This is a genomic window from Stenotrophomonas panacihumi (assembly GCF_001431645.1).
Classification (GTDB): domain Bacteria; phylum Pseudomonadota; class Gammaproteobacteria; order Xanthomonadales; family Xanthomonadaceae; genus Stenotrophomonas_A; species Stenotrophomonas_A panacihumi.
The window spans coordinates 26995-49006 of sequence record NZ_LLXU01000075.1; the positions used below are offsets into that span (position 1 = coordinate 26995).

General features: G+C 65.6%; 23 protein-coding genes and 1 tRNA gene. 9 read left to right on the top strand and 15 right to left on the bottom strand.

Annotated elements, in window-relative coordinates; genetic code table 11:
• Positions 1-337: 337 nt before the first annotated feature.
• The 3 genes from ARC20_RS09005 (at position 338) to ARC20_RS09010 (ending at position 2532) form a co-directional block, all read left to right on the top strand.
• Complete coding sequence (locus ARC20_RS09005; RefSeq protein ID WP_146165816.1) at positions 338-640, top strand: hypothetical protein; 303 nt, start codon at positions 338-340, stop codon at positions 638-640.
• Between the two features lie 94 nt (positions 641-734).
• Positions 735-935: a hypothetical protein gene (locus tag ARC20_RS18775; protein WP_081418109.1), complete on the top strand. Its 201-nt coding sequence runs from the start codon at positions 735-737 to the stop codon at positions 933-935.
• A 94-nt stretch (positions 936-1029) separates the two neighbouring features.
• Positions 1030-2532 (top strand): arylsulfatase, encoded by a 1503-nt coding sequence (locus ARC20_RS09010; RefSeq protein WP_081418110.1) that lies wholly within the window; start codon positions 1030-1032, stop codon positions 2530-2532.
• Between the two features lie 58 nt (positions 2533-2590).
• Here ARC20_RS09010 and ARC20_RS09015 read toward each other — a convergent pair whose 3' ends face one another.
• The 4 genes from ARC20_RS09015 to ARC20_RS09030 form a co-directional block, all read right to left on the bottom strand.
• Positions 2591-5014 (bottom strand): response regulator, encoded by a 2424-nt coding sequence (locus tag ARC20_RS09015; RefSeq protein WP_057646448.1) that lies wholly within the window; start codon positions 5012-5014, stop codon positions 2591-2593.
• A complete protein-coding gene (locus tag ARC20_RS09020) occupies positions 5007-5480 on the bottom strand; it encodes a response regulator (protein WP_057646449.1) in 474 nt (157 codons plus the stop codon). Before ARC20_RS09020 ends, ARC20_RS09015 begins: the two co-directional genes overlap by 8 nt.
• Entirely contained in the window at positions 5477-7714 is a 2238-nt protein-coding gene (locus tag ARC20_RS09025) for an ATP-binding protein (RefSeq protein WP_057646450.1), read from the bottom strand. The genes ARC20_RS09020 and ARC20_RS09025 overlap by 4 nt, the downstream gene beginning before the upstream one ends.
• Positions 7715-7885: 171 nt before the next feature.
• Entirely contained in the window at positions 7886-8476 is a 591-nt protein-coding gene (locus ARC20_RS09030; RefSeq protein ID WP_057646451.1) for a biliverdin-producing heme oxygenase, read from the bottom strand.
• A gap of 131 nt (positions 8477-8607) precedes the next feature.
• Here ARC20_RS09030 and ARC20_RS09035 point away from each other — a divergent pair, with 131 nt between their 5' ends.
• Both ARC20_RS09035 and ARC20_RS09040 read left to right on the top strand, forming a co-directional pair.
• A complete protein-coding gene (locus ARC20_RS09035) occupies positions 8608-10188 on the top strand; it encodes an arylsulfatase (protein ID WP_057646452.1) in 1581 nt (526 codons plus the stop codon).
• Between the two features lie 83 nt (positions 10189-10271).
• The gene (locus ARC20_RS09040; RefSeq protein ID WP_057646467.1) at positions 10272-10889 is read left to right on the top strand and encodes a LysE/ArgO family amino acid transporter; all 618 of its coding nucleotides are present in this window, start codon (positions 10272-10274) and stop codon (positions 10887-10889) included.
• 16 nt (positions 10890-10905) lie between these two features.
• On the opposite strand, the gene ARC20_RS09045 is transcribed toward ARC20_RS09040, so the two are convergent.
• Complete coding sequence (locus ARC20_RS09045) at positions 10906-11592, bottom strand: DUF2306 domain-containing protein (RefSeq protein ID WP_057646453.1); 687 nt, start codon at positions 11590-11592, stop codon at positions 10906-10908.
• A gap of 54 nt (positions 11593-11646) precedes the next feature.
• Entirely contained in the window at positions 11647-12531 is an 885-nt protein-coding gene (locus ARC20_RS09050; protein WP_057646454.1) for a LysR substrate-binding domain-containing protein, read from the bottom strand.
• A gap of 93 nt (positions 12532-12624) precedes the next feature.
• Here ARC20_RS09050 and ARC20_RS09055 point away from each other — a divergent pair, with 93 nt between their 5' ends.
• On the top strand, positions 12625-13557 hold the full coding sequence (locus ARC20_RS09055; protein WP_057646455.1) for an AEC family transporter: 933 nt from the start codon (positions 12625-12627) through the stop codon (positions 13555-13557).
• A gap of 10 nt (positions 13558-13567) precedes the next feature.
• Here the strand turns inward: ARC20_RS09055 and ARC20_RS09060 are convergent, their stop codons facing one another.
• Entirely contained in the window at positions 13568-14092 is a 525-nt protein-coding gene (locus ARC20_RS09060; protein WP_057646456.1) for a GspH/FimT family pseudopilin, read from the bottom strand.
• Positions 14093-14240: 148 nt separating this feature from the next.
• On the opposite strand from ARC20_RS09060, the gene uvrB reads away from it, so the two are divergent.
• The 3 genes from uvrB (at position 14241) to ARC20_RS18300 (ending at position 17070) form a co-directional block, all read left to right on the top strand.
• Positions 14241-16256 (top strand): excinuclease ABC subunit UvrB, encoded by a 2016-nt coding sequence (uvrB, locus tag ARC20_RS09065; RefSeq protein ID WP_057646457.1) that lies wholly within the window; start codon positions 14241-14243, stop codon positions 16254-16256.
• 100 nt (positions 16257-16356) lie between these two features.
• Positions 16357-16431 (top strand) — tRNA-Val (locus tag ARC20_RS09070).
• 111 nt (positions 16432-16542) lie between these two features.
• On the top strand, positions 16543-17070 hold the full coding sequence (locus ARC20_RS18300) for a hypothetical protein (protein ID WP_146165817.1): 528 nt from the start codon (positions 16543-16545) through the stop codon (positions 17068-17070).
• Between the two features lie 121 nt (positions 17071-17191).
• On the opposite strand, the gene ARC20_RS09075 is transcribed toward ARC20_RS18300, so the two are convergent.
• The 8 genes from ARC20_RS09075 to ARC20_RS09105 all read right to left on the bottom strand — a co-directional run bounded on the left by ARC20_RS09075 (position 17192) and on the right by ARC20_RS09105 (position 21895).
• On the bottom strand, positions 17192-18028 hold the full coding sequence (locus tag ARC20_RS09075) for a DUF3037 domain-containing protein (RefSeq protein ID WP_108143387.1): 837 nt from the start codon (positions 18026-18028) through the stop codon (positions 17192-17194).
• Entirely contained in the window at positions 18025-18858 is an 834-nt protein-coding gene (locus ARC20_RS18305; protein ID WP_146165818.1) for a hypothetical protein, read from the bottom strand. The genes ARC20_RS09075 and ARC20_RS18305 overlap by 4 nt, the downstream gene beginning before the upstream one ends.
• Positions 18859-19017: 159 nt before the next feature.
• Positions 19018-19485 (bottom strand): hypothetical protein, encoded by a 468-nt coding sequence (locus tag ARC20_RS09080; protein ID WP_057646459.1) that lies wholly within the window; start codon positions 19483-19485, stop codon positions 19018-19020.
• 9 nt (positions 19486-19494) lie between these two features.
• Positions 19495-19908, bottom strand: a complete 414-nt coding sequence (locus tag ARC20_RS09085; protein WP_057646460.1) for a hypothetical protein — start codon at positions 19906-19908, stop codon at positions 19495-19497.
• Positions 19901-20101 carry a hypothetical protein gene (locus ARC20_RS09090; protein ID WP_057646461.1) on the bottom strand — a complete coding sequence of 67 codons (201 nt, stop codon included), beginning with the start codon at positions 20099-20101 and terminating at the stop codon, positions 19901-19903. Before ARC20_RS09090 ends, ARC20_RS09085 begins: the two co-directional genes overlap by 8 nt.
• An 80-nt stretch (positions 20102-20181) precedes the next feature.
• Entirely contained in the window at positions 20182-21081 is a 900-nt protein-coding gene (locus ARC20_RS09095; RefSeq protein WP_057646462.1) for a YybH family protein, read from the bottom strand.
• A 94-nt stretch (positions 21082-21175) separates the two neighbouring features.
• Positions 21176-21649, bottom strand: coding sequence for a DUF6265 family protein (locus ARC20_RS09100; protein WP_057646463.1), 474 nt, complete (start codon positions 21647-21649; stop codon positions 21176-21178).
• A 66-nt stretch (positions 21650-21715) separates the two neighbouring features.
• The gene (locus ARC20_RS09105) at positions 21716-21895 is read right to left on the bottom strand and encodes a hypothetical protein (RefSeq protein WP_057646464.1); all 180 of its coding nucleotides are present in this window, start codon (positions 21893-21895) and stop codon (positions 21716-21718) included.
• Between the last annotated feature and the right edge of the window lie 117 nt (positions 21896-22012).

The window sequence follows — 22012 nt, forward strand, 5'->3', positions numbered from 1 at the left end:
TGCCGGAGATACCATGAGGTGGCGGGGAAAAGAGGCCGCCCTAAGTACTTGATTGAAAATCAAAGTGGCTATAACTGTTAATCAGGGGGTCGTTGGTTCGAGTCCAACTTCGGGCGCCAAATACATGAAAGGCTTGCAGGCAACTGCAGGCCTTTTTTGTTGGCTTCGGCTGGGGACGTTCGGGAAGCAGATCAGCGCTTCCGACCCAGGTTCGAGATCCGCTGTAGCGTCGGCCGCTTGCTGTCTAGGGGATCAACCGCATGAGGCCTGAAGATCGGGGGAGAGCACATGGCTCGCGTGCGCCCGACAACCAGGTTCACTTGGGTAGCGGGTGCCTATGGAACAATCGATCGTAGAGCTTGAGATAGAAGTCACGCTGCTTCCAGCATCCAGCCGAAAGCGCTCGGACTATCGCCCAAACCACAAGCACCCATTGACGGGCGAGTATTTCCTGGGGCACGTCACTTTCCACGACGGCCACGTTGATCCCGGCACGGTCGGGCGCGCTCACGTCCGGATCCTCGCGTACTACCACGATATCGAGTCCCTCATGGCGTTCGGTTCATGGACGATCTGGGAGGGGGCCCACCACGTGGGCAGCGTGCGGATTGCGGATGTCGGATCGTTCGTGGATCGTTAGCGGTAACGTTTGGACGACGCTACGCGCAGGGCAGCGCCGGGTGTCCACTGAACACTGGTTAGTCCACTCTGGTATCCGGCCTCGGAGGCTCTTCATGAAACGCGACAGGGATTTCTCGGCGCGAGCGCCCTTGGACCAGGCGTTCGTTCTTCAAAATACGTGGTGCGATATTTGTCAGGAGGCCGATATCGGCTTGGCTAACCCAACGGAATACGAAGAGGACGGTCGCGTATTCGTCGAAGGCGCATGCGCCAGATGTGGTAATGGGATCGTTACCGAGCTGTCGGCGTTGTAAGTAAAACTACGGCATCAAGAACGGCAAACTTACCGAAGAAAAAGTATTCACCGCGGCCCAAGCTGGCCACTCCCTTGCCCGTGGAGTGTCCGTGATGCCCGGTTCCAAGAAGCCCAACATCCTCGTCATCTTCGGTGACGACATCGGTATCCCGCAGATCAGTGCCTATACCCGCGGCCTGATGGGCTACCAGACCCCGAACATCGATCGCATCGCCAACGAGGGTGCGCTGTTTACCGATTCCTACGGCCAGCAGAGCTGCACCGCGGGGCGCGCCTCGTTCATCCTTGGGCAGGAGCCCTTCCGCACCGGCCTGTTGACCATCGGCATGCCCGGCGACCCCCATGGCATCGCCGAGTGGATGCCCACTATTGCCGACGTGCTGAAGACCGCGGGCTACGCGACCGGCCAGTTCGGCAAGAACCACCTGGGCGACCAGGACCAGCACCTGCCGACCAACCACGGCTTCGACGAGTTCTTCGGCAACCTCTACCACCTCAACGCCGAAGAGGAGCCGGAAGGCTATTTCTATCCGAAGGATCCCGCGTTCAAGAAGAAGTACGGGCCGCGCGGCGTTATCCATTCCCACGCCGGCGGCAAGGTCGAAGACACCGGCCCGCTCAACAAGAAGCGCATGCCCACGGTGGACGAGGAGTTCCTCGGCGCCGCGCAGAAATTCATCGACAAGAGCGTGAAGGACGACACCCCGTTCTTCGTCTGGTTCAACACCACGCGCATGCATGTGTTCACCCACCTCAAGCCCGAATCCGATGGCGTGACCGGCAAGGGGCTGCATGCGGATGGCATGGTCGAGCATGACGGGCATGTCGGGCAGCTGCTGGACCAGCTCGACAAGCTGGGCATCGCCGACGACACCATCGTGGTTTACACCACCGACAACGGCGCCGAGATCGCGCTGTGGCCCGATGGCGCGATGACCCCGTTCCGCGGCGAGAAGGGCACCACCTGGGAAGGCGGCATGCGCATCCCGATGATGGCCCGCTGGCCGGGCGTGATCAAACCTGGCACGGCCTACAACGACATCATCTCGCTGATCGACTGGTTCCCGACCCTCTGCGCGGCGGCGGGCGTGGACGACGTCGTGGGCAAGATGAAGAAGGGCTTCAAGGCGGGTGACAAGACCTTCAAGGTGCACTTGGATGGCCACGACTTCGGGCCGTACTTCCAGGGCAAGGAAAAGGAAGGGCCCCGAAAGGCGCTGTACTACTTCGACCAGGGCGGCAACCTCAACGCGGTGCGCTATGCGGACTGGAAGGTGAGTTTTGCCGTCGCCAGCCATGGCAACATCGCCACGGCAACGCGCGAGGTGACCTCCTGGGCGACGATCGCCAACCTGCGGATGGATCCCTACGAGCGCGGCATGGAAGAGGGGGGCGGGGCGACCCAGTTCCTCGGCCAGCAGATGTGGCTGCTGGTGCCGATCCAGGGACTGATCAAGCAGTTTTTCTCCGACTTCGGCGACTACCCCTACCAGACCGGCAGTTCGCTCAACGCCGCCGGCATCAACTACGGCCTGCTGCAACAGCAGGATGCGATGAAGCGGCTCAAGGAGCTGGAGACGATGCGGACGAACTGACGCCATCCGGCGTCGGGGGGGCTTGCGGGCCACCGCAAGCCTCCGGCCTCGCCATGTCCTACGGCGCAGCCCCCACCACATGCGTCTCCCCCACCGGCATCTCCAGCGCCTTGCGTACCGCAACCGACAGGTCCGCCCGGGTAAACGGCTTGGCGAGGAGGCTCATGCCGCGCGCCACGCTACCGTGCGCGGCCATGTCGCGTGGATAGCCGGAGGTCAGCAGTACGCGCAGGTCCGGCTTGCGCAGCTTGGCCTGCTGGGTGAGCTCCCAGCCGCTCATGCCGGGCATCACGATGTCCGAAAGCAGCAAGTCCACGCGCACGTCCGGGCGTTCCAGCAGCCGCAAAGCGGAGGCGCCGTCATGCGCCTCCAGCACCCGATAGCCCAGGTGCCGCAGCGCTTCGACCGTATAGGCCCGCACGTCGTCATTGTCTTCGGCGACGAGCAGCGTCTCCTCCGGCGCATCGACGCCGGCCATCAGCGGTGCAGCATCTTCGCGAGACAGCGGCAAGGGCAGGTCCGAACGCGGGAACAGCAGCGTGACCATCGTGCCCACGCCCGGCGTCGACTCCAGCAGCACATGGCCGCCGGACTGCTTGACGAAGCCATACACCATCGGCAGTCCCAGCCCGGTGCCGCGCCCCACTTCCTTGGTGGTGAAGAACGGCTCGAACACGCGCGTCATGGTCTCGTGCGACATGCCATGCCCGGTGTCGCGAATCCGCAGGCGGACATAGTCGCCCTCGGCGATATCCGGGTGGTGGGCGGCGTAGTCCTCGTCCAGATGCACGTTGCCCGCTTCGATGGACAACACGCCGCCCTCGGGCATGGCGTCGCGCGCGTTCACCGCCAGGTTGAGGATGGCGCTTTCCAGCTGCGCCGGATCCAGCTCCACGCACCACGCATCGGTGGGGACATCGACCTCCAGCCGCACCAGTTCGCCCAGCGCACGCTGCAGCATGTCCTGCATGCCGTGCATGTGCGCGCCGATATCGACGGCCTGGCTCTGCAGCGGCTGCTGGCGCGCGAAGGCGAGCAGGCGCTGGGTCAGCGAGGCGGCGCGCGATACGCCGCGCATCGCGTTGTCCAGCGCGCGCGCCGGCCGCGCGGCGGTGTCGCCGAGGTGGTCGATCATCATCCGCGCATGCTCGATGTTGCCGGCGATGATCGTCAGGATGTTGTTGAAGTCGTGGGCGATGCCGCCGGTCAGCTGGCCGACCGCCTCGATCTTCTGGCTCTGCCGCAGCGCGGCTTCGGCCTGCCGGCGCGCCGTGGTTTCCACCGCTTCGGACACGATGGCCGAGACCTGGCCATCCGGGTCCTGCAGCGGCCGGAACGAGAAGTCGAAACTGCGCGTGCCGGTGGGCAGCTGCAGTTCCAGTTCATGGCGCGATTCATGCCCCTGCGCGGCCGCCGCGACCGCCGCGCGGATCAGCTCCGGCGCGCCCGGCGTGGCCGCGAACCACGCCGAATCGGCGAAGGCCTGTCCGGCCACCTCCGGCAGCGTGGAGAGGATCGCCGCCAGCGAAGCGACGTTGGCCTGCACGATGTCCCCATGGATCGTCAGCAGGTTCTGGTGCTGGAAGCTGGACTGGAACACGGCCTGCAAGCGGCTCTCGCTGCGGCGCAGGTCGGCGGTGCGGGCCAGCACCTGGTGTTCGAGTGATTCGTTGATCTGCCGCAGCGACAGTTCCGCGCGCTTGAGGTCGCTGATGTCGCGGGCCAGGGTGTAATAGCCGGTGATGGCGCCGTGCGCATCGTGCTCCGGCACGCCGTCTACCTGCGCGTAACGCACCGAGCCATCGGCACGCGGCAGGTGGGTTTCGAAGTTGACCCGTTCGCCGCGCAGCACGCGTTCCAGGTGCGGACGGGCGCGCTCGAAGGCGTCCTGCCCGATGGCCTGCTGGATCGACTGGCCGACCAGCGCCTCCGGCGGCACGCCATACCAGTCCAGGCTGGCATGGTTGACGAAGCGGAAGTGGTGGTCCGTGCCGAAGTGGGTGATCAGCGCGGGCAGCGAATCGGTGATCAGCTGCAGGCGGTCGCGGCTTTGCTGCAGTTCGGCCTCGGCGTGCGCGAGCCGGGCGCGTTCCTCGCGTTCGGCCAGTGCGCGCAGCACGGCGTCGGGCAGGCGCTGAAGGCGCTGCTTGACGACATAGTCGCGCGCGCCACGGGTCAACGCCTGCACCGCCAGTTCCTCGGTCAACGTGCCGGAGACGAAGATGAAGGGAATCTCCGGCGCGTGCTCGCGGGCGAGGGTGAGCGCGGTATCGCCATCGAAGCCGGGCAGCACGTGGTCGGCCAGGATCACGTCATGGCCACCATCCTGGATGGCGCGCAGGAAATCGTCCCGCGTCCACACGCGTTCGGTGGTGAACGCCAGGTGCGCACGCTTTAGTTGGGCGACGATGAGTTCGGCGTCGAGCGCGCTGTCCTCCAGCATGAGGATGCGGATCGGCGCGGGATGTTGCGCCTCAGCCATTGCCGCGGAAGGACCCGGCCGGCGGCGTGCGATGCGGCGGCGGCTGGTTGGTGATGCCCCAGAACATGCCCAGGCCCTGGATGGCCTCGAAGAACTCCTTGAAGTCCACCGGTTTGACGACAAAGGCATTCACGCCCAACTCGTAGCTCCTCACCAGGTCACGCTCCTCTTTGGAGGACGTGAGCATAACGACGGGGGTACTGCTCAGGGCGGGGTCTTTGCGGACTTCGGCGAGAACTTCTAAACCGTTCAGTTTCGGAAGCTTGAGATCCAGCAGCACGACGACCGGCCCACCGTGATGGGTGCCGGCATAGGCGCCTTCCGAGCGCAGGTAGTCCAGCGCCTCGGCCCCGTCGCGCACATGGGTGACTTCGTTGAGCAGTTGGCAGCGGGCGAGCGCGGCCAGCGTCAGTTCGGCATCTTTCGGGTTGTCTTCCACCAGCAGGATCGGGCGCAGGTCCCTCATGTATCGGCTCCGGAAAAGAAGGGAACGGTGAAGTGGAAGGTGGCGCCCTTGCCGAGTTCGCCCTCGGCCCAGGTACGGCCGCCGTGGCGGTCGATGATGCGGCGCACGTTGGCCAGACCGATGCCGGTGCCCTCGTACTCGTCGGCATGATGCAGGCGCTGGAAGACGCCGAACAGCTTGTCGACATAGCGCGGGTCGAACCCGCAGCCATTGTCCTTCACGTGGAAGATGTCCTCGTGTTCGGTGCGCGCATGGCCAATCTCGATCACCGGCTCGGGCGTGTGGCGGGTGAACTTGATGGCATTGGAGAGCAGGTTCTGCCAGACCAGGCGCAGCATCGCCGGGTCCACTTCCACGCGCGGCAGCTTGGCCATCCGCCATTGGATCGAGCGGCCGGCATATTCCATGTCGAGCTTGCTGCGCACGTCCTCGGCGAGCACGCCCATGTCCACCGACGCCAGGCCCAGGGTGGAGCGGCCCATCTGCGAAAAGCTCAGCAGGTCGTCGACCAGCGTGCCGGCGGACTTGGCCGATTCGACGATGGTGGCCAGGAAGCGGCGCTCGGTGTCGTCCAGGCGCTCGCCGGCCGAGGCGCCGAGCAGTTCGGAGTAACCGACGATGTGGCGGAACGGGGCGCGCAGGTCGTGGCTCACCGAATAGGAGAAGGCTTCGAGCTCCTTGTTGCTGCGCAGGAGCTGCTCGTTGAGCTCGGCCATTTCCTCGGCCTTGCGCAGCACGATGTCGACGATGGCGGTGCGCAGTTCCAGCGCCGAATCGCGGTCCACTTCCTGCCAGGGCAGCGACTGCTGGCGCACGGTCTGCTTCCACGCCTCGAAGGACATGCGCGGGGTCAGCACCTGGGCCTGCGCCTTGTGGCGCGGGTCGCCGCCCCAGCGCACGGTGCGCACCACCTCGGGACGGAACCACAGCACGAAGCTGTCGTGCAGCTGGGAGATGGAGATGGCGAGCACGCCACTGGCCGGGCCGCAGAAGGCGTCAGCCTCCTGCCAGGCCGCGGGCAGCTTCTCGGTCCAGAACACGTCCTGATCGCCGTGGTGCAGCGTGAGCCAGTGGACGAGGTCGAGGATCTGCGACTGGCTGGGGCAGTCGCCCAGCATCACGCAGACGCCGCGATGGACGATGGCCGCGCCGCCGGCACCGGTGAGCGCCAGCAGGCTCTCCGGGTCGCGGCCCAGCGCGGCCATGAAATCCTCGTCGCCGGCCATGCGCGCCAGCAGGCGCACCTGGATGGCGCGCCGGGCGATGCGTTCTTCCACCGCCAGCGCGCGTTCCTTGAGTGCGATCTGCAGCGAGAGGATCTGGCCGATGAACTCGCAGGCAGTACGCACGTGGTACGGCACGCGGCGGGCGGCGCGGTTATGGCAGGAAATCAATCCCCACAGCTGGCCTTCGCGGATGAGCGAGACCGACATCGAGGCGCCGGTGCCCATGTTGCGCATGTACTGCAGGTGCACCGGCGAGACGCTGCGCAGCACCGACGCGCTGAGGTCGGTGGGCGGTTCGTCGGCGCGTGCGCCATCGCGCAGCAGCGGCACCGGCACGTAATCGCAATCGGCGATCAGGCGCACGCGGTTGCGCTGGTACAGGGCGCGCGCCTGGGCGGGGATGTCGGATTCCGGGAAGCGCAGGTCCATGTACGACGGCAGGATCTCGTTGCGATCCTCCGCCACCACCACGCCGTTCCATTCCTTGTCGAACTGGTAGACCAGCGTGCGGTCGAACTGCGCCAGGGTGCGCACGTGCTCGCTGGCGATGGCGCACTGCTCGGCCACGCTGGTGGCCTTCTCGATCTCGGCCATGAACTGCCGGATCGCCGGGTACAGGTCTTCCAGCGAGCCGGGCTCGCCGGCAATGGGCGCCTCCATCTCGACCAGCAGGCAGTGGGTCGAGCGGTGCGCCAGCGTGTGATGCGGGCCGGCCTCGCCGAGCTTCAGGGCGCCGAGGAAGGCGGAGGTGTCCGGCGCGAGCGCGGCAAGCGTGGCCTGCGCGTGTGCCAATGCGCCGCCGAGCACCTGGTCGAGCGGTTGCCCCAGCGGATCACCGAATGCCTCGACCAGCGCGGGATCGGCCACCGCGCGTTCGATCACCACCCATCGCGAAGGATCGACCACCAGCAGCAGACCGTAGGGCTGGATCGCGCCGGGCGTATGGATGGGCTCACGCGCGCAGGCGGAAAGGTCCAGCGTCGGGTCAAGCACGGTGTCTGGGGGCATTCGGGGCTCCTGTTGCGGACCGCGCTTTCCCGGCGCGCGAGGCGACTGCGCCACGTTCGGCAAAGTGCGCGCATCGGCGGGAATGTCGCGTATTCCGGCGTCCCGGCATCTTGCCGGAATCTCCCCATGATTCCCACCTGCACGCATCGGGCGCGCGAAGGCGCGTGAAGATCAGGCGAATGCTTCGCGCAGGTGCACGTGGACGCGCGTGAAGGCGGCGCGTGCGCCGGCCACGACGTCGGCTTCCTCGTGCGCGTCCAGGGCGACGGCATCGAGCGCCGAGGTGAAGCGACGCCAGTGGTTGGCCACGCCCTCGGCCGCGGGTGCGAGGTGCGAGGCACCGAAATGCACGCCCAGTCCCAGCGATGACGCGAGCTTGAGGATGACCGCGGCCCCCAGGTTCGAACCCTCGGCGACGTAGAGCCACCCCAGCGCGGCGGGAAGCGGCAGCGACGATGCCGGCAACTCGCGGCGTGGCGGCGGCAGGTCACCGCCCAACGCGCACAGGTCCGCGGCGACGAGGTCAAGGCGCGTGCGCGCCGCGAGATCCGGAAAGTGGGCCAGCAGGTCGGCACGCGCATACAGCGGGGCGATATCGGCGTGGAAGCCGTGCTGCATGCGCAGGAAGCCGGCGAAGCGCGCGCGGTCGCGGAAGATGCCTTGGGCCATGACCGCATGATCCAGCCGCGCATGCGTATCGCGGGTCAGCTGACGCAGGTTTTCGACGCGCGATGCGGCAGCGAGGGGGGAAGGGCCGAGCATGCGTTCAGCCTAACAGGATCGCTGGCGCGATTCCGCCAGCATTTTTACTGGCGGCGCGGCCGTAGATTTTCCGACGAACCGCGGCGCCATCGAGCATAGGATCCCAGCCCTCCGTTCCTGCGAGAACCGCAATGGCCTCCGCCAAGAAGCCCAACTTTCTCGTCATCATGGGTGACGACATCGGCTGGATGAATCCAAGCTGCTACCACCGCGGCATGATGGGGTACTGGACGCCCCACATCGACCGCATCGCCAATGAAGGGGCGCTGTTCACCGACTGGTACGGCCAGCAAAGCTGCACGGCCGGCCGCGCCGCCTTCATCACCGGCCAGTGCCCGATCCGTCCCGGGCTGACGAAGGTGGGCCTGCCGGGCGCGGATATCGGCATCCAGCCCGAGGACCCGACCATTGCCGAGATCCTGCAGCCCCTGGGCTACGTCTCCGGCCAGTTCGGCAAGAACCATCTCGGCGACAAGAACAAGTTCCTCCCCACGGTGCACGGCTTCAGCGAGTTCTTCGGCAACCTCTACCATCTCAATGCCGAGGAGGAGCCGGAAGATCCGATGTATCCGAAGGACCCGCGGTTCAAGGAGATGTTCGGCCCGCGCGGCGTGCTCAAGGCCTGGGCGACCGACAAGGAGGACACCCGCGACGAGAAGCGTTGGGGCGTCGTGGGCCGGCAGCGCATCGAGGACACCGGGCCCTTGACCAGGAAGCGCATGGAGACGGTGGACGAGGAATTCCTCGGCGGCGCGCTGGATTTCATCGAACGCCAGGCGAATGCCGGGCAGCCGTTCTTCTGCTGGATGAACACCACGCGCATGCACGTGTGGACGCACCTCAAGCCGGCCTCGCAAGGCGTGACGGGCCTGGGCATCTATCCCGACGGCATGGTCGAGCTCGATGGCTACGTGGGACAGCTGCTGGACAAGCTCGATGAACTGGGCATCGCCGACGACACGGTGGTGGTGTTTACCACCGACAACGGCGCCGAAGTGCTCAGCTACCCGGACGGTGGCCAGACCCCGTTCCGCGGCGAGAAGGCGACCAACTGGGAAGGCGCGTTCCGCGTGCCGATGGTGATCCGCTGGCCGGGCGTCATCGCGCCGGGCAGCGTGGTCAATGACGTCTGCGCGCACGAGGACCTGATGGTGACGTTCGCGGCCGCCGCCGGCGACGCGGACGTCAAGCAGAAGTGCAAGGAAGGCACGTACACCGCCAATGGCAAGACCTTCCACGTGCACCTGGACGGCTACAACCTACTCGACGCATTCAAGGCGCACCGGAGCGGCCCGCGCCCGCCCCAAGGCAATGCCGAGCCCGGCAAGGCGGAAGGGGATGCATGGCCGCGGCAGGAATTCATCTACTGGAACGATGATGGCCAGTTGTGCGGCATCCGCCTGAAGAACATCAAGCTCAATTTCCTGCAGCAGATGGGCAAGGGGCTGGATGTCTGGACCCAGGAATTCACCAACTACCGCATCCCGCGTGCCTACAACCTGCGCAGCGATCCGTTCGAGCGCGCCGACGAGAGCGGGATGCCGTTCCAGACGTCCAACCAGCTGTATTACATCGTGCCTGCCCAGGCCGTGGTGGCGAAGTGGCTGGGTACCTTCAAGGACTTCCCGCCACGGCAGAAGTCGTCGAGCTTCAATGTGGATGCCGTGGTGGAGCACATCATGGACGCTGCCGCGAAGGGCCCGGGCCGCTGAAGACACGCGCCACCGCGCGCCGGGGGCTTGGCGGAAGGTCGTAGGCACGCCAGCATGGGCATCCTTTTTGGGATGCCCTCATGCTGCTGCCCACCGCCACGCTCGCCGGCTTCCTGTCCGGCGCCGGACTCATCGTCGCCATCGGCGCGCAGAACGCCTTCGTCCTGCGCCAGGGGTTGCAGCAGCGGCACGTCGCGCTGGTGGTGGCGACGTGCGCGCTGGGCGACATCATGCTGATTCTCTGTGGCGTGGCCGGGATCGGGGCGATCGTGCAGGCTTGGCCGGTCGTGCTGGATGTGTTCCGCTTCGGCGGCGCCGCCTTCCTGCTGTGCTACGGCCTGCTGGCGGCGAGGCGCGCGTGGACGGGCAGCGGCGCATTGGCGCCCGGCGCGGATTCGGGCGGCAGTTGGCGCGGAACGCTCGTTGCCTGCCTCGCCTTTACGTTCTTGAACCCCCACGTGTACCTGGACACGATGATCCTGCTGGGGAGCCTCTCCACCCGCTATCCCGGCGCCGCGCAGTGGGCCTTCGCCGTGGGGGCATGCCTGGCCAGCGTGTTGTGGTTCTCGATGCTGGGCTTCGGCGCGCGGCTGTTGTTGCCGCTGTTCCGCCAGCCGAGGGCCTGGCGCATCCTCGATGGCCTGGTCGCGGTGTTCATGCTGACGCTGTGCGTGCTGTTGCTGGTCAAGCCGCTGCGCTGAAGGCGGGGCGGACGGCTCAGGCGGCCGGCCGCGTATCGGCCAGCACGCCGGTGCGTCGCAGCGCCGGCAGCGCCACCACGCGGCGCCCGACCAGATAGACCACGAGCGGCAGCACCCAGCTCACCCACAGCAGCGTGGCGATCATCGTCGGGGGCGCGGCCAGCGTCATCAGGCCCGGGATTCGGATCATCAGGCGGAACGTCACCGGCGCCAACGTCACCAGGTAGCAGCAGGTCATCGCGCGGCGATGCAGGGTGACGTGGCCGCGAAGGATCGCCCGCAGGCCGAGCAAGGCGCAGGTCAGCCACGCCAGCGCGGTACTGGCGAACGCCAGGCGTATGCCGAACGGGGCAGGGGAGGTGGCGATCAGCCCGGTTGCGCCCGTGCAGGCGACCAGCATGCCGATGAGGAACGTGCGCCCGATCCAGCGATGCAGGCGAGGGCGCGAGCGCCACCAGGGAGAGAGGAACTGCACGGGCCCGAGCAGCAGGGTGATCGCGCCGCCGGCCAGATGGGTCCACAGCCAGCCGTGCCGTTCGGCGAACAAGGCATACGCTTCGGACCCGAGGTGGCGGTATTTGCCGTAGGCGATCAGCAGGAATTCGCCACAGAACCACGCGACGACCAGCCACAGCAGTGCCCATCCCACGCGCCGCAGCGCACGCCCCTGCGGCGCGTGCGGCGATCGAACCGTGCCATCCATACCGCGCCCTCCGCGTGGTGTGGGCGCCAGCCTACAGGCAAACGAGGCGTGGGGTCATTCGTCGAGCCGGGGGGCGACATCCAGGAAGGCGTTGAGGGCCGGGCTGCGGCTGTGTGCGCGCCAGAAGACGACCTGCTCGATGGTGGGCGCTTCGGCCAGCGCACGGAAGGCGACGCCGGGCAGCCCCAGCCGGCGCAACGAGGCCGGGACGAGGGCCAGGCCCAGCGATTCGGCCACCAGGCTGACGATGCTGTGCTGCAGCTGCACTTCCAGGCGGATCGTCGGCGTGACGCCGGCCGCGGCGAACCAGTGGTCGATGGCGTGCCGTAGCGTGGGCACGATGTCGGCGGGAACGGTGATGAGCGCCTCGCCCGACAACGCCTCGGCCTCCACCGCCTCTTCCCCGGTGGCCAGCGGATGCTCGGCCGGGATGGCCAGGCACAGGGGCTCGCGATGGATGGGGCGGCTCTCGAGGCCTTTGCGCTTGCCGGGCAGGAAGCCGATGCCGGCGTCGTGTTCGCCCTTGAGCACGGATTCCACCAGCGCAGCGGGCAACTGCTCGCGCAGGTGCAGGCGGACCTGGGGGTAGCGCGAGACGAACGCCCGCGTCAGCGGCGGCACCGAGCTCAATGCCGCGTGCATCATGAAGCCCAGATGCAGCTCGCCCAGTTCGCCCCGCTCGACCAGCCGCGCGCTGCGGCAGGCCTCGTCGAAACTGGCCAGCACGGCCTTCGCGTCCTCCAGGAAACGCTGCCCGGCCGGGGTCAGCCGTACCTGGCGCGAATGCCGTTCGAACAACCGCACATCGAGCGAGCGTTCCAGCGCGGCGACCTGCCGGCTCAGCGGTGGCTGGCTCACGTGCAGGCGCTCGGCGGCGCGGCCGAAATGCAGGGTCTCGGCGACCGCCACGAAGTAACGCATTTGCCGGAGGTCGATCATGATGCGGAAGCGGTATCGATCAGTGCATGAGAAGGTATTGGCCGGCGTGGAGGTCGCCCGATAGCCTGCGTCGGTTTTCCGCACGGCGACATCATGCTTTCCCTCCTGGCGATCGTCCTGCCGATCTTCGCGTTGATCCTGGCCGGCTGGCTCGCCCGCCGCACCGGCGCGCTCGGCCCCCATGCTACAGGCGAGCTCAACCGCTATGTGGTCTACCTCGCCTTGCCGGCGCTGCTGTTCGACGTGGTGGCCAATGCGCACTGGGCCGAGCTGTGGCAGCCAGATTTCATTGGCGCGTTCGGCCTGGGGGCGGCGGTGGTCTTCGTTGGCACGGTCCTGCTGCGGTTGAGGCGCCGTCCGCTGGCCGATGCGGCGATCGATGGACTCAATGCCGGTTACGCCAATACCGGCTTCATCGGCTTCCCGCTGGCGGCCGCGCTCTACGGCCAGGGCGCGCTGCCCGCGACGCTGGTGGCGACGATCCTCACGGTGTGCGTGTTGTTCGCGATCGCGCTGGTGCTGATCGAGACCGGGCTGCAGGAAGAGCGGCATCCGCGCCGGATGCTCGCCAGCATCGGTGGGCGGCTTGCCCGCAACCCGCTGCTGGTCGCGCCCGTGCTGGGGGCGCTCGTGTTGCTGGCCGGCCAGCAGGTTCCCACGCCGGTGGAGAGTTTCCTGAAGCTGCTGGGCGCCTCGGCCTCGCCGTGTGCGCTGGTGGCGCTGGGGTTGTTCCTCGCCGAGCCGCGGACGATGCAGGCCTCCGCGCGGCGAACCGTCGCCGGGCTCGTGGCCCTCAAACTGGTGGCGCAGCCGTTGCTGACCTGGGCGTTGGCCACCCAGCTGTTCCACCTGCCGCCGCCGCAGGCACACGTGGCCGTCCTGCTGGCGGCGCTGCCGACCGGCACCGGGCCGTTCATGGTGGCCGAGTTCTATCGGCGCGAGGCCAGCGTGACCTCCTCGGTGGTGCTGGCATCCACGGTGCTTTCCTTGTTGACGCTCACGGCGTACCTGGCCTGCGTGCACTGAGGGGGCCGCGTCAGCCATCGCAGGTCTGCCAGCCGGGCAGCCGCCGCGAGCGGATCCTCCCGAGGTTGTTCACTACGACTTCCCCGCGCAGCGCGCCGCCCAGGCAGATGCGCAGGCGCAGGTTGCTGCCGGCGCTGCGACCATCCGGCAGGAAGTGCAGGGCGCGGCGCCCGGTGCTGGAATGCACGCGCAGGCTGGCATGCCCGGGCGGCGGGAAATGGCGCAGCACGGCCTCGGGGCTTTCCGGTTGCGAAGCGCGATGCGCGCCCCCATACATGAGCCAGCCGCTGCTCCAGTCCAGCCCTTCGGCGCAGCCCTCGCCGCCGGGCGAGGGGCACAGGCTGACCACCTCGCGCCTGGTGATGGCCGAGTTACGGGCAGTGGCGAACTGCGCGGCGACGGTGAAGATCGCCGCGCTGATGCGCTGCCGTTCTAGGCTGCCACGGAATGCCGGCACGCCGACGCCCAGCAGCACCGCCAGCACGGCCAGGGTGACGAGCAGTTCGACCAGGGTGAAGCCGGCTTGGCGTTGCATGCGGAACTCCGCGTAATGGGCAGGCCAGTTTCAGCAGGCCGTCGGCCTCCCTCCATCGGGCCACAGCGTTCCCTCGCGTAGGCGCATGCCTCGCGCGTCCGTCATCGCCCCATCGCTATACTGACCAATCGTTTCCGAGGCACGTTCCATGAGCGACCGCTTCCAGCTCGTTTCCCCCTATTCGCCCTCCGGCGACCAGCCGCAGGCCATCGAGAAGCTGGTCTCCAATTTCGAAGCCGGCCTGGCCAAGCAGACCCTGCTGGGCGTCACCGGCTCGGGCAAGACCTACACCGTGGCCAACGTCGTGCAGCAGATCCAGAAGCCGACGCTGGTGATGGCGCCAAACAAGACGCTCGCCGCGCAGCTGTACGGCGAGTTCAAGGCGTTCTTCCCGCACAACGCGGTGGAGTACTTCGTCAGCTATTACGACTACTACCAGCCGGAAGCCTACGTGCCGTCCTCGGACACCTTCATCGAGAAGGACAGTTCGATCAACGAACACATCGAGCAGATGCGGCTGGCGGCGACCAAGACGCTGCTCTCGCGGCGTGACGCGCTGGTGGTGGCCACGGTCTCGGCGATCTACGGCCTCGGCGCGCCGGAAGACTACCTCTCGCTGCGGCTGATCCTCTCGGTGGGCGAGCACATCGATCAGCGCCAGCTGATCCGCCACCTCACCGACCTGCAGTACACCCGCAACGAATTCGAGCTCACCCGCGGCGCCTTCCGCGTGCGCGGCGAAGTGGTGGACGTGTTCCCGGCCGAATCGGATACCGAGGCGCTGCGCATCGAGCTGTTCGATGGCGACATCGAGAAGCTGACCCTGTTCGACCCGCTCACCGGCGAGACGATGCGCGTGATGCAGCGCTACACCGTCTACCCGAAGACCCACTACGCCACCACGCGCGAGCGCACGCTCAGCGCCATCGACACCATCAAGGACGAGCTCAAGCAGCGGCTGGAAGTGCTGTACGCGCAGAACAAGCTGGTGGAAGCGCAGCGCCTGGCGCAGCGGACCCAGTTCGACCTGGAGATGATGGCCGAGGTCGGCTACTGCAACGGCATCGAAAACTATTCCCGCCACCTCACCGGCAAGGGCCCGGGCGAGCCGCCGCCGACCCTGTTCGACTACCTGCCGGCCGACGCGCTGCTGGTGATCGACGAATCGCACGTGACCATTCCGCAGATCGGCGCGATGTACAAGGGCGACCGTTCGCGCAAGGAGACGCTGGTGGAGTTCGGCTTCCGGCTGCCTTCGGCGCTGGACAACCGTCCGCTGCGCTTCGAGGAGTGGGAGGAGCGTTCGCCGCGCAGCATCTATGTTTCGGCGACGCCGGGGCCGTACGAGCTGCGCGAATCGGGCGAGGAAATCACCGAACTGGTGGTGCGCCCGACCGGCCTGGTCGACCCGGAAGTGGAGATCCGCCCGGTCGGCACGCAGGTCGACGACCTGATGAGCGAGTGCAACAAGCGCATCGCCATGGGTGACCGCGTGCTGGTGACCACGCTGACCAAGCGCATGGCCGAGAACCTCACCGAGTACCTCGGCGAGCACGGCATCCGCGTGCGCTACCTGCATTCGGACATCGACACGGTGGAGCGCGTGGAGATCATCCGCGACCTGCGCCTGGGCAAGTTCGACGTGCTGGTGGGCATCAACCTGCTGCGCGAGGGCCTGGACATGCCGGAGGTGTCGCTGGTGGCGATCCTGGACGCGGACAAGGAGGGCTTCCTGCGTTCGACCGGCTCGCTGATCCAGACCATCGGCCGCGCCGCGCGCAACCTGCGCGGCAAGGCGATCCTCTATGCGGACAACATGACCCGTTCGATGAAGGCGGCGATCGAGGAAACCGACCGCCGCCGGCAGAAGCAGGTGGAGTACAACGAGGAGCACGGGATCGTGCCGAAGTCCGTGGCGCGGCCGATCGCCGACATCCTGGAAGGCGCGCGCGAGGAGGGTGCCAGCGGGCGCGGCAAGGGCAAGGGCCGGCGCGTGGTGGCCGAGGAACCGGCGGATTACCGGGCGCTGGGGCCGGCGGAGATCGCCAACAAGCTCAAGGCGCTGGAGCAGCAGATGTACCAGCATGCCCGCGACCTGGAGTTCGAGGAGGCCGCGCAGATCCGCGACCAGATCCAGAAGCTGAAGGCGGCCAGCCTGGCCTGAGGCGAGCCCGGCACGCGGGGCGTCGCGGGCTATTGCCCTGCGTCGCGCGGCTGGGCTAGAATGCGCGCCCCGCAACGCGCAATGTGTTGCCGGGCTTACCGGGCGGTTAGCTCAGCGGTAGAGCACTACCTTGACATGGTAGGGGTCACAGGTTCGAACCCTGTACCGCCCACCATCTAAGTACCTGAGGAATCAGGGGAAAGATGGATCAGACGGAAGCCGGCCGAGAGGTCGGCTTTTTCGTAAGTGCGCTATAAGTGCGTTTATTGCGCGGGGGGAGTGATCCATGGATAAGTGGATTGACGTGCTCTTGAAGGTGGGTATTTCCAAGGGTGCAGCGACGATTGCGTTGGGTACAGGAGTTCTGCTTGCCCTCGCCTACCTAGAAGTTCTGCCAGTGGTACTACAGCCCTACCTACCAGGCCTTTGGCTGGGTTGCGTACTAGCATGTTCCTTTCTGGTACTCGACCTGATTGCTCGCCTGGCCGGCTGGGCTAAAAACAAAGTCATTCCTTCGCCGAATGTTGTAGATAGCATCCTCTACTCCGCATACCGGAACCTCGACGCCGACGAAAAGCGCGTCCTAAAGGTGTTCGTGGATCGGCATGTCTATTCAGTGCATCTCAAGGAATTCGGTTCCACCCACGAAGAATTGGAGCCGGTTCGCCGACTCGCTCAACGCCATTTTTTACACGTCTCTGATAGCTATCGGCTAGAGGGGCAGACTGTGGAGATCGACAGCGTACATTTTCGGTCGCTGGTCGAAAATTCCACACTTGTAGGTTCCAGGGCTCCGCCGCGGTCGTTTGGTTGATAGTCTAGTCGCCACCGATGCAGCAGGCTTTCCGTGATGGCGACGCGGATATCACACGGCGATGGCGGTAGACCCATTGCCCTTGAGTTTGGATATGCGCGCCCCTCGCAATGATCGCGAACTAAGCGATTTTCATATCCTCAAGAACGTCCGCAGCTACGAGTGAAGGCTCTGAGTAATCCTTCATCTCCACGCCTAGTTTGCTGAATTTCCATCGAAAATCTCCCAGCAAATCATCGAACCTCTCAGCTTCCACGGAAGGCTCGCCTCTCACGACGTACATCAGGAGGCGATCTTGGCGATACAGCCGCTTCGCAATCTGAAGATCATTGTCTGCGCGAAGAAGTTGGAGTTCGGCGCTCCTTGCTGCGTACTGCGTGGAGATTATGGTTCCGAGCGCTTTATCTGTTTGAAGTGGTATGTCTAAAAAATGCGTCCTTTCGCCATCTTGAACAGCGAACCGCCGCTCGCTGCTGATGATCCGATCAGCATGCAGTCCTCCAATCCGTCTCATCTCTGCAAAGACAATGTGCCTAACGTCAGCAGTGTGCTGAGGAACCACGGTCCGATCCAGTTTGCGAATTCTACGAGCGCGCGCCAGCGGTACCGTATGCAGGAAGAGGCTGTCGGTGATCTGGTCGGCGGAGTGGCCGGAAGCGTATTTGGGCTCCGAAAGAAAGACATTAGGACTGGGAAGGGCGCTCCCTGAAAGGATTGCCTGCCTGACCATTGCCACGAGGAACTTGGCCTGGGACGCGAGTGCGTCGTCATACATGCAGCGAATTCTGTCAAACGATTCGAGAAAGCGCGTGTGAGTCGCGCCGCTGCCTTCCTTGAAAAGCACGCCAATGTTCAGTGTCTCGCCCGTAGCCAAGTTTGGCAGCCACCGAACACTCTGCCAGCTTCCACTGAGCTCGTTGACCTGCAGAGGCTCGGTTCCAAAATTCAGAGTGATCATGCGATGAGTCCAAACTCGGCTTGGTAGTGCGGCGGCAAGAACGAGGTCCGCACGTCCAGAAAGCCTCTAACGTCAGACTCGTCTTCTGGACCCATAAGCTGGGGAAGCCAATGGTCGAGCTCGATTTCTGCGGAGGCCAAGGCTTCAGCCAGCTTGTTAATCGACTCGAAAAGCTGTGAATGTGATGGGGGAGGCGCTTCTTTGGTCAGAGGATTGCCCCAAGCGATCAGTGCGAGCTTGTTGATCGTATCGACCACAGCGCGATCCAAGGGGCGATTCCAAGCGAGGCCTGTGCAGACTCGCCCGTGATCAATGAGCGCGAACCTGCGTGGACCTATTCTGATTAGATTTCCGAGGTTTCTATCTTCATTCACCAGCCAGTCGTCAAGGGCAACGGTATCAGCAAGTTGTGGCCATTTCCTGATTTCTTCGGCAAGTGGTGCGTATGCTGCTGCATCCGCGGTAAGTAGTTGTTTTGGGCTCTCACCTGAAAGCTCCTCTACACACCAAGCGATAACATTTCCTTGTGTGTCGAGCTGCGGCGACATGCCGCTGGGAAGAAAGAGGCTCTGGCTCGGGTTTAGCCTCAAGATCGCTGATTTGGCTGGCACCTCGAGCCCGGCTGCCTTAGCTAGTGCGTAGCCGATGAACTCATTGGCGAGACCTCGAGGTGCTGTTGCTGCGCAGTAGACCTTGACATAAGCCTGAGAAGGCTCAGTTTGACCGTGGAAGGCGACAAGGGCTTTGTGCGTAGAGGCGTCGCTACCTTCGCCGATATGAGCCAAATAGCCTCGATAACAACCTGGTCCCAGTAGTTCCGTCGCCGCCATCCTTGCGTCCTCCCTGTTATGCTCGAAAAGCGTCGCATAGCTTGAGACTGCAGGCAATCGGCCTAGAGGGGAGGGGGCATTTAGCTAATACGCGAAAAGGCCGCTCCAGTGGGCAGCCCTCCCGCCAAAACCACCGCGCTCCGAGCGTGCGCGGGTGTTCTAGTCCGCTGCTAGCAGCGTCTCTGGACTAACGTCAGCGCGGCGGGCGATGCGAACGCCGGCGGCGGCAGCTTCCCGGATGGTGCGCTCCTCCTGGCGTTCAAGCTCGCCGAGCTTGGCCTCCATCTTCCCGCGCTCCTTGTCATCAGCGATCGTCACGCCGCGGGAGTAGGCGGCTTCGATCTCGCCTTTGAGCAGGCCGATGATCTGTTCCGGGAACAGCTTGCACAGCAGCGCATAGGCGCCGTTGGCGCCGTGAGGCGTCGGGTTGACCAGGTGGCTGCGCTCCTGATCGAGGAAGTAATGGGCGGGGAAGTCGACGTCGGCGGCGAAGGCATACACGCTGGCCTCCGCTCGCTGCAGCGCAGCCGCCTTAGGCAGTACGCCGTTCTCCTGCTCTTCCAGCTGTTCCTTGAGCGCGGTGATCTGGCTGCGCAGGCGGCTCACGTCTTTGTTGAAGTCGGGCATGGTTGCTCCTCAGTGGTTCTCAAAGCCCCAGGCCACAAGCGTGCTGCGCATGTGCTGCTGGGCGGCTTGGAAGGCGGCGGCATCGCCTCTGTTCTCGTCGTGGTCGCGCTTTGCCTTCTCTACGATCTCGAGCATCGCGTCGATGGCGGCGACCTGTTGGCGTGCCGCCTCGGTCTTGGCTTTGACCGTCGCGTCAACGCTGCCGCGCGACGTGTACCGGCGTTCGCCGGGCATGATGTGCGGCTGGCTGCCGTCGAAGTAGTTGCCCAGATCCTGGATCTCCTGTTCCAGCGAACGGCGGTGGCGGCGAAGGTCGTTGGCGCGTTCGGTCAGCGCGCGCGACGCGCCGTAATAGGCGACGCTCAGCACGCGCAGGCGTTCGAGCTGCAGGAGCGATTCGGGGACTTCCGGTTTGTCAGACATGGGCGGTCTCGGTTGGGATGGACAGGTCGCCAGAGAGCGCCATTTCCGGGCGACGGCGCAGCGCGGCCTGGAACAGCGGCAGCGCGCGCAGCGCGTCGATCACCAGCTCCTGGGGCGTCAGGCTGGCGGCGCGGGCAGCGTCTAGCAGGGCGCCGGCAGCGACTTGCGGCAGTTCGATCTGGAGGAGAGGCATGGAGGTGCGCTCTCCGCGCACGAAGTGAACGAAAGCCGGCCCCTTGGGTCGGCTTTTTCGTTTCGGCCTTCCGGCCATCCTCAATCGTGATTCACCGCCTGCCGGAACAGCTTCAGCCTCCCGGCCTCATCCCGCTTCCACAGATTCAGGCTCTTGCCGTCCACCACGCCATGCGCGTCTCCGGCTCGCCAGCCCACACGGTAGAAGCCTTCCTCCAGCACGACCTCATGGCCTTCCAGCGGATGGAGCTTCCCGCTGCGCAGCTCCAGTGACTCGATGGTCACATCCCCAGGCTTCTCATGCTCGATGAAGTAGTCGCGGATCTGCGCCTCGCCCACGCGCATCGGCGTGTAGTAGGTCAAATAGATCGCATTCGGAAAGAACAGTTCAGCGTGCTCGGCACCGTGCCGTTCCGTCACCAGCCTGTCGATGAGCGCATTGCGTGCCGAGATTTCGCGGACTAGCGCAGCATCGGCATCCGCCGGCTGGGCATCCGCTGTCAAAGCTGCAGTGATCCGCGGCCACAGCGCCGGATCAAACGGCGCATCCGCCCCCCACAGTTCGCAGACCAGTCGTGGCTCCGGCGCGCTCAAGTCCCACAGCGCCATGAACTTCCCCTCGAACGTCGTGCTCGCCGCATTCGCATGCGAAAACGCGAGCGTATAGCGTCCCGTCTGCACGGCATGCTGGCCGTACACCACGACATCGTGGGACGCACGCCGGTAATCCTCGACCCGCACCGCATCGAATAGCGCAGCGTAGTAGTCGGCAATGGCAGGGGTGCCGCGCCGCACGGCGCTGTGCTCGGGCATCAGCGTCGCCTCGACGGCATACCGTTCGCCGAACGACGCCGCATCGGAACTTCGCCAGTCGGCGGCGATGCCGTCATTGGCGCGTTGCAGCCGTTGCGCCACGGAGGCGTTGTCGGTACCGGACGCGGTAGCGGAAACAGCCAGCAGGACAAACAGGAGCCACTTCATGGTGGACCTCTTGCCGTGTCGAAGGAACGCGCGATGCCCCGGACTCTATGCCCGGCCCCGGCTCAAACCAAGCGGGGACAGGGCACGTCGCCCGTCATCGCGATGCGGCCACTCGCTTGAACCGGAACGTCACCTCGCGCCCATCCCCGGACGTCACCACCACCAGTTGGTCGCCCTCCAGCCGATAGGCGATCCGCTTCGGGAAATCGTGCGCCGGGTTCTCGAATACCGCTGACGTCCCGGCCTGCTCCACCATCCGGAACCGCACCGACTGTGGGTTCTCCGCCACGTCCGCCACGTAGAACACGTCCGTGCCGTTGGCCTCCAACCGCAGTTTCTCCTCGAACGCCACGGTCGTTCCCTTCAGCCGCTTGCCGCTGCCGACGAACGCATCGCCCACCACCTGCCACGTCTCCACGCCGCTGCTGCCTTCGCGCAACCCTTCGCGCTCCCAGCTGCCGAGCAACCACGCCAGCGATTGCAATCGCGCTGGCACGGCTTCGGCTGCCTGGGCCAAAGGCATCACGCCTCCCAGGAAGAGCAAAGCCAAACAAAGAAAAGTGCGCATCCTTCGCTCCTCCTGCCGGCCGGAAGCGGCTTGCGGCAGAAGGTAGCAGAGCGTCCGGCGCGCGGCTCAATCCACCGCGCGCTGCAAATCCTCCCAGCAATCCCGGGCAATCCGACGCAGCTCCTCATTCGTGGAATGCACGGCCTGCTGGCGGGCCAGCTGGCGCTTGAGATGCCGCCACATCCGCCTTTCCTGCCCGGGATATTCGCGGTAGGCCTCGCACGCGGCCTGCAGGATCGGCGCCACCTCGCGTTCGAAGTGCAGGTGCTGGTACGGCCCCAGCGCATGGCTGACGCGCCAGGCGGCCAGTTCGTGGTCCAGGCGGCGGGGGCTGGGGCCGTACCCTGTCCTTTATACACATCT

Coding starts and splice junctions, on each gene's coding strand:
- ARC20_RS18775 (WP_081418109.1), top strand. CDS start 735: ATGAAACGCGACAGGGATTTCTCGGCGCGAGCGCCCTTGGACCAGGCG.
- ARC20_RS18305 (WP_146165818.1), bottom strand. CDS start 18,858: ATGGCGGCGACGGAACTACTGGGACCAGGTTGTTATCGAGGCTATTTG.
- ARC20_RS09020 (WP_057646449.1), bottom strand. CDS start 5,480: ATGAGGGACCTGCGCCCGATCCTGCTGGTGGAAGACAACCCGAAAGAT.
- ARC20_RS09030 (WP_057646451.1), bottom strand. CDS start 8,476: ATGCTCGGCCCTTCCCCCCTCGCTGCCGCATCGCGCGTCGAAAACCTG.
- ARC20_RS09035 (WP_057646452.1), top strand. CDS start 8,608: ATGGCCTCCGCCAAGAAGCCCAACTTTCTCGTCATCATGGGTGACGAC.
- ARC20_RS09025 (WP_057646450.1), bottom strand. CDS start 7,714: ATGCCCCCAGACACCGTGCTTGACCCGACGCTGGACCTTTCCGCCTGC.
- ARC20_RS09045 (WP_057646453.1), bottom strand. CDS start 11,592: ATGGATGGCACGGTTCGATCGCCGCACGCGCCGCAGGGGCGTGCGCTG.
- ARC20_RS09015 (WP_057646448.1), bottom strand. CDS start 5,014: ATGGCTGAGGCGCAACATCCCGCGCCGATCCGCATCCTCATGCTGGAG.
- uvrB (WP_057646457.1), top strand. CDS start 14,241: ATGAGCGACCGCTTCCAGCTCGTTTCCCCCTATTCGCCCTCCGGCGAC.
- ARC20_RS09100 (WP_057646463.1), bottom strand. CDS start 21,649: ATGCGCACTTTTCTTTGTTTGGCTTTGCTCTTCCTGGGAGGCGTGATG.
- ARC20_RS09095 (WP_057646462.1), bottom strand. CDS start 21,081: ATGAAGTGGCTCCTGTTTGTCCTGCTGGCTGTTTCCGCTACCGCGTCC.
- ARC20_RS09010 (WP_081418110.1), top strand. CDS start 1,030: ATGCCCGGTTCCAAGAAGCCCAACATCCTCGTCATCTTCGGTGACGAC.
- ARC20_RS09080 (WP_057646459.1), bottom strand. CDS start 19,485: ATGCCCGACTTCAACAAAGACGTGAGCCGCCTGCGCAGCCAGATCACC.
- ARC20_RS09050 (WP_057646454.1), bottom strand. CDS start 12,531: ATGATCGACCTCCGGCAAATGCGTTACTTCGTGGCGGTCGCCGAGACC.
- ARC20_RS09075 (WP_108143387.1), bottom strand. CDS start 18,028: ATGATCACTCTGAATTTTGGAACCGAGCCTCTGCAGGTCAACGAGCTC.
- ARC20_RS09005 (WP_146165816.1), top strand. CDS start 338: ATGGAACAATCGATCGTAGAGCTTGAGATAGAAGTCACGCTGCTTCCA.
- ARC20_RS09055 (WP_057646455.1), top strand. CDS start 12,625: ATGCTTTCCCTCCTGGCGATCGTCCTGCCGATCTTCGCGTTGATCCTG.
- ARC20_RS18300 (WP_146165817.1), top strand. CDS start 16,543: ATGGATAAGTGGATTGACGTGCTCTTGAAGGTGGGTATTTCCAAGGGT.
- ARC20_RS09090 (WP_057646461.1), bottom strand. CDS start 20,101: ATGCCTCTCCTCCAGATCGAACTGCCGCAAGTCGCTGCCGGCGCCCTG.
- ARC20_RS09085 (WP_057646460.1), bottom strand. CDS start 19,908: ATGTCTGACAAACCGGAAGTCCCCGAATCGCTCCTGCAGCTCGAACGC.
- ARC20_RS09060 (WP_057646456.1), bottom strand. CDS start 14,092: ATGCAACGCCAAGCCGGCTTCACCCTGGTCGAACTGCTCGTCACCCTG.